The 4462-nt window shown below is 66.9% G+C and carries 2 protein-coding genes and 1 pseudogene; all 3 read left to right on the forward strand.

The window, feature by feature from the left end; all coding sequences use genetic code 11:
• Positions 1 to 304, forward strand: a pseudogene (locus J7024_RS36375) (DNA polymerase Y family protein); the annotation flags it as partial.
• 6 nt (positions 305 to 310) lie between these two features.
• Positions 311 to 3529 (forward strand): error-prone DNA polymerase, encoded by a 3219-nt coding sequence (locus tag J7024_RS36380; RefSeq protein WP_234746001.1) that lies wholly within the window; start codon positions 311 to 313, stop codon positions 3527 to 3529.
• 318 nt (positions 3530 to 3847) lie between these two features.
• Positions 3848 to 4462, forward strand: a 615-nt coding sequence (locus J7024_RS36385; RefSeq protein WP_234746003.1) for a GntR family transcriptional regulator, incomplete at its 3' end; no start/stop codon positions are given.

Raw genomic sequence — 4462 nt, forward strand, 5'->3', positions numbered from 1 at the left:
GCTGCCGCGGGAGGCGCAGGCGGGAAAGCCGGCTGGCGGGGCGCCCGCCGCGCCGCCGCGTCCCGCTTGGCTGCTGGCCGAGCCGCTGCCGTTGTTGATGCGCGGCGAGCGGCCGGTATTTCATACGCCGCTCAGGATGATGTCGTCGGCCGAGCGGATCGAAGCCGGGTGGTTCGACGGGCAGTTGGTCGCACGCGATTACCACGTCGCGCAGGACGAAGAGGGGGCGTGCTACTGGGTGTTCCTGGAGCGTTCGAGCAGCCAGGCCGTGCCGCGCTGGTTCCTGCACGGCCTGTTCGGGTGAGCGGCGATGGTTACGGAATTCAGTTGGCTGCCCGATTACGCGGAGTTGTTCTGCCGCTCGAACTTTTCGTTTCTGCATGGCGCGTCGCATGCGGAGGAACTGGTCGAGCGCGCGGCCGAGCTAGGCTATCGCGGGATCGCGATCACCGACGAATGCTCGCTCGCGGGCGCGCCGCGCATGCACGTCGCGGCGAAGGCGAAAGGGCTCCCGCTCGTCATCGGTTCGTATTTCGAAGTCACGCCGGATGAAGTCGCACCGGGCCACGATCCGGGCCCCGGCGCGTTCGGACTCGTGCTGCTCGCGCTGAACCGCGAAGGCTACGGCAACCTGTCCGAGCTGATCTCGTGGCGGCGGATGGCCGCACCGAAGGGCACCTACACGCTCACGTCGCGGATGCTGTCGGCACCGCCCGCGGAGTTTGCCCATCTGCGCGGCATGCCCGACTGCTTTGCGATCCTCGTACCCGCGTATCCGGTGCGCGCCGACGTACTCGATGCGCAGGTCGCGTGGTTTCGCACGACGTTCGGCGAACGTGCGCGGCTCGGGCTCGTGCAGCTGCAGCGTGCGCTGGACGGCGTGCAGCGCGACGAGATCCGCGCGGCCGGCGAGCGGCGTGGCGTGCGGATCGTCGCGCTCGGCGACGTGACGATGCACCGGCGCTCGTGCAAGGCACTGCAGGACGTGATGACGGCGATCCGGGTCGGGATGCCGGTTTCGGAGTGCGGCTACGTGCTCGCGCCGAATGCGGAGCAGCACTTGCGTTGGCGACAGCGCATCGGACAGTTGTATTCGGCGGGCGAGATCGCGGAGACATGTGCGATTCTCGATGCGTGCGATTTCGAACTCGGCGAGTTGAAGTATGAATATCCACTCGAACTTGTGCCGCGCGGACATACGCCAACCAGTTACTTGAGGCAGGAGACATGGGCTGGCGTAGCTCGACGCTATTGGAATGGTGTGCCGGCAAAAGTGGCAAAACAGATTCGGTATGAGCTTGCCCTGATCGAGAAACTGGAATACGAGCCGTTCTTCCTGACCGTCTACGACATCGTCAAATACGCGCGCAGCCAGAACATCCTGTGCCAGGGCCGCGGCTCGGCCGCGAACTCGGTCGTCTGCTACTGCCTCGGCATCACCGAGGTGAATCCGGATCAAAGCACGATGCTGTTCGAGCGTTTCATCAGCGCGGAACGCGGCGAGCCGCCCGATATCGACGTCGACTTCGAGCACCAGCGCCGGGAAGAAGTGATTCAGCATATCTACCGGAAATACGGCCAGGACCGCGCCGCACTCGCGGCGGCCGTGTCGACGTATCGTCCGCGCGGCGTGCTGCGCGAAACCGGCAAGGCGCTCGGCGTCGATCCGATGCTGGTCGACCGCGTCGCGAAGGGGCATCGCTGGTTCGACGGCAGTCGCGACCTGCTGCAGCAATTCGCGTCGACCGGACTCGATCCGGCGACGCCGATCATTCAGACATGGGCCGAACTGGCGGGGCGGCTGCTCAACTTCCCGCGTCACCTGTCGCAGCACTCGGGCGGTTTCGTGATCAGCCGCGGCAAGCTCACGCGGCTCGTGCCGGTCGAGAACGCGGCGATGGACGGGCGGCGCGTGATCCAGTGGGACAAGGACGATCTCGAAGTGCTCGGGCTGATGAAGGTCGACGTGCTCGCGCTCGGCATGCTGTCGGCGCTGCATCGCGCGTTCGACATGCGCACCGCGTGGCGCGGGCCGCCGTCGCCGGACGGCAAGCCGTTTACGCTGAAGCACATTCCGCAGGATGACGAAGCAACCTACGACATGATCTGCCGCGCCGATACGGTCGGCGTGTTCCAGATCGAATCGCGCGCGCAGATGTCGATGCTGCCGCGGCTGAGGCCGCGCAACTACTACGATCTCGTCGTCCAGGTGTCGATCGTGCGGCCCGGCCCGATCCAGGGCGGCGCGGTGCATCCGTATCTGAAGCGGCGCAGGATCGTCGCCGGCGAAGAAGCGGGCGAGGTCACGTACCCGAGCGACGCGCTCAAGGCCGTGCTCGAACGCACGCTCGGCGTGCCGATCTTCCAGGAGCAGGTGATGCAGATCGCGATCGTCGCGGCGGGCTTCACGCCCGGCGAGGCCGACGAATTGCGCCGGGCGATGGCCGCGTGGAAACGCAAGGGCAACCTCGAGAAGTATTACGACAAGATCGTTGACGGGATGCTCGAGCGCAACTACACGCGCGAATTCGCCGAGCAGATCTTCGAGCAGATCAAGGGCTTTGGCGAATACGGTTTCCCTGAGAGCCACGCGGCCAGCTTCGCGAAGCTCGCGTACGCGAGCAGTTGGCTCAAATGCCACGAACCGGCGATCTTCCTCGCCGCGCTGCTGAACAGCCAGCCGATGGGGTTCTACCCGCCGTCGCAACTCGTGCAGGACGCGAAGCGTCACCGTGTGAAGGTGCTGCCGATCGACGTCACGCGAAGCGGCTGGGAAGCGTCGCTCGAAGCGCTGCCGGGCCAGCCGCCACCGCGCGGCCAGCCGGCGGTGCGGCTCGGCCTGTCGCTCGTGCGCGGCCTCGGCGAAGCTGCCGCGCGGCGCATCGAGGCCGCGCGCGCAGACGGCCCGTTCGGGAACGTCGATACGCTCGCGCGTCGCGCGCGGCTCGAACGGCGCGATCTCGAAGCGCTCGCCGCCGCGAACGCGCTCGCGACGCTTGCCGGCCATCGCCGCGATGCGCTGTGGCAAGCCGTCGCCGCGGCGCCCGAACGCGACCTGCTCGCCGCCGCGCCGATCGACGAAGCGGAGAAACCCGCGCTTGGCGCGCCGTCGGAAGCCGACGACATCCTCGCCGACTACGACACCACCGGTCTCACGCTGAACCGCCACCCGGTCGCGCTGCTTCGGCCCGCGCTGCGCGCGCAGCGGCTGTTGTCCGCGGCCGAGCTGCGCGATCGTCCCGACGGCCGGCTCGCGCGCGCGTGCGGGATCGTGATCGCACGACAGATGCCGGGCACCGCGAAGGGCGTGATGTTCATGACGCTCGAGGACGAAACGGGCTGCGTGAACGTGATCGTGCGGCCCGAGCTGCTCGCGCGGCAGCGTCGCGAAACACTCGATTCGCGGCTGCTCGCGGCGTCGGGCGTGTGGCAGGTCGTCAGCGACGTGAGGCACCTCGTCGCGCAGCATTTCGAGGATCTGACGCCGTTGCTCGGCGGCCTGCGCACGTCGAGCCGCGAGTTCCATTGACGCAACGTGCCGGCACGCGTGCGGTTGCCGCGATTCATGCATACCAGTAGGCCGAACTGGTTCTATTCCGGTATCGTTTTAAGCCCGGTCAAACAGTCGAGTCCGGTGTCTGAACTGTCCCCTTGCATACCAATTCGGGTAAATCCCTATCCCGCATCATGTTGTAAACAAAGGCTTTACCGCTACTAAAACGCTTGCCGGGCAAGGCTTTCGGCGATTTTGGCACGGCTAATACCAGTTTGTTGACTGGTATTATTGTGGTTATATAATGCGTTCACTTTCGACGGTCCGAGATCATCGTCCGACACCTGGAGGCACATGGAAACCGGCTGGTCCGAACTGGCGCCCGATCCCGTCAACGACACGCCGCTGTATCTGCAGCTCGCCCGCAATCTGGCGAGCGCGATTCACGCCGGCGCGTGGCGAGCCGGAGAGGCGCTGCCGTCGGAGCGGTTGCTGTCGGTGTCGGTCGGCGTGTCGCGGATCACGGCGCGCCGTGCGCTCGCGCTGCTGGTCGAACAGGGGCTGATCAAGCGGGCGCGCGGTGCGGGCAGCTTCATCACGCCGCGTGTCGCCGATCCGCTGTCGCGTCTCGTCGGCTTCACCGCGAAGATGCAGCAGCGCGGCTTCAGGCCCGATTCGGTGTGGCTGTCGCGCAAGCTGCGCGCCGCGCGCCGCGACGAGATCACGCGGCTCGGTCTCGCGCCCGGCGCGACGGTTGCGCGGCTCGAACGGCTGCGTCGCGCGGACGGCATCGTGATGGCCGTCGAGCATTCGACGCTGCCGGCCGCGGTGGTGCCGGATCCGCAGGCGCTCGGCGCGTCGCTGTACGAATACCTCGAAGCGCGCGGGATGACCGTCGTTCGCTCGCTGCAGCACTTTCGCGCGGCCCATGCGACCCACGAGATCGCGCAGGGGATTGCTGTGAAGCCG

It is taken from the genome of Burkholderia sp. WTPI3 (assembly GCF_021483755.1).
Classification (GTDB): domain Bacteria; phylum Pseudomonadota; class Gammaproteobacteria; order Burkholderiales; family Burkholderiaceae; genus Burkholderia.

What these genes read in the sequence shown, in the direction of transcription:
- J7024_RS36380 (WP_234746001.1), top strand. Translation starts at nt 311, where the DNA reads ATGGTTACGGAATTCAGTTGGCTGCCCGATTACGCGGAGTTGTTCTGC.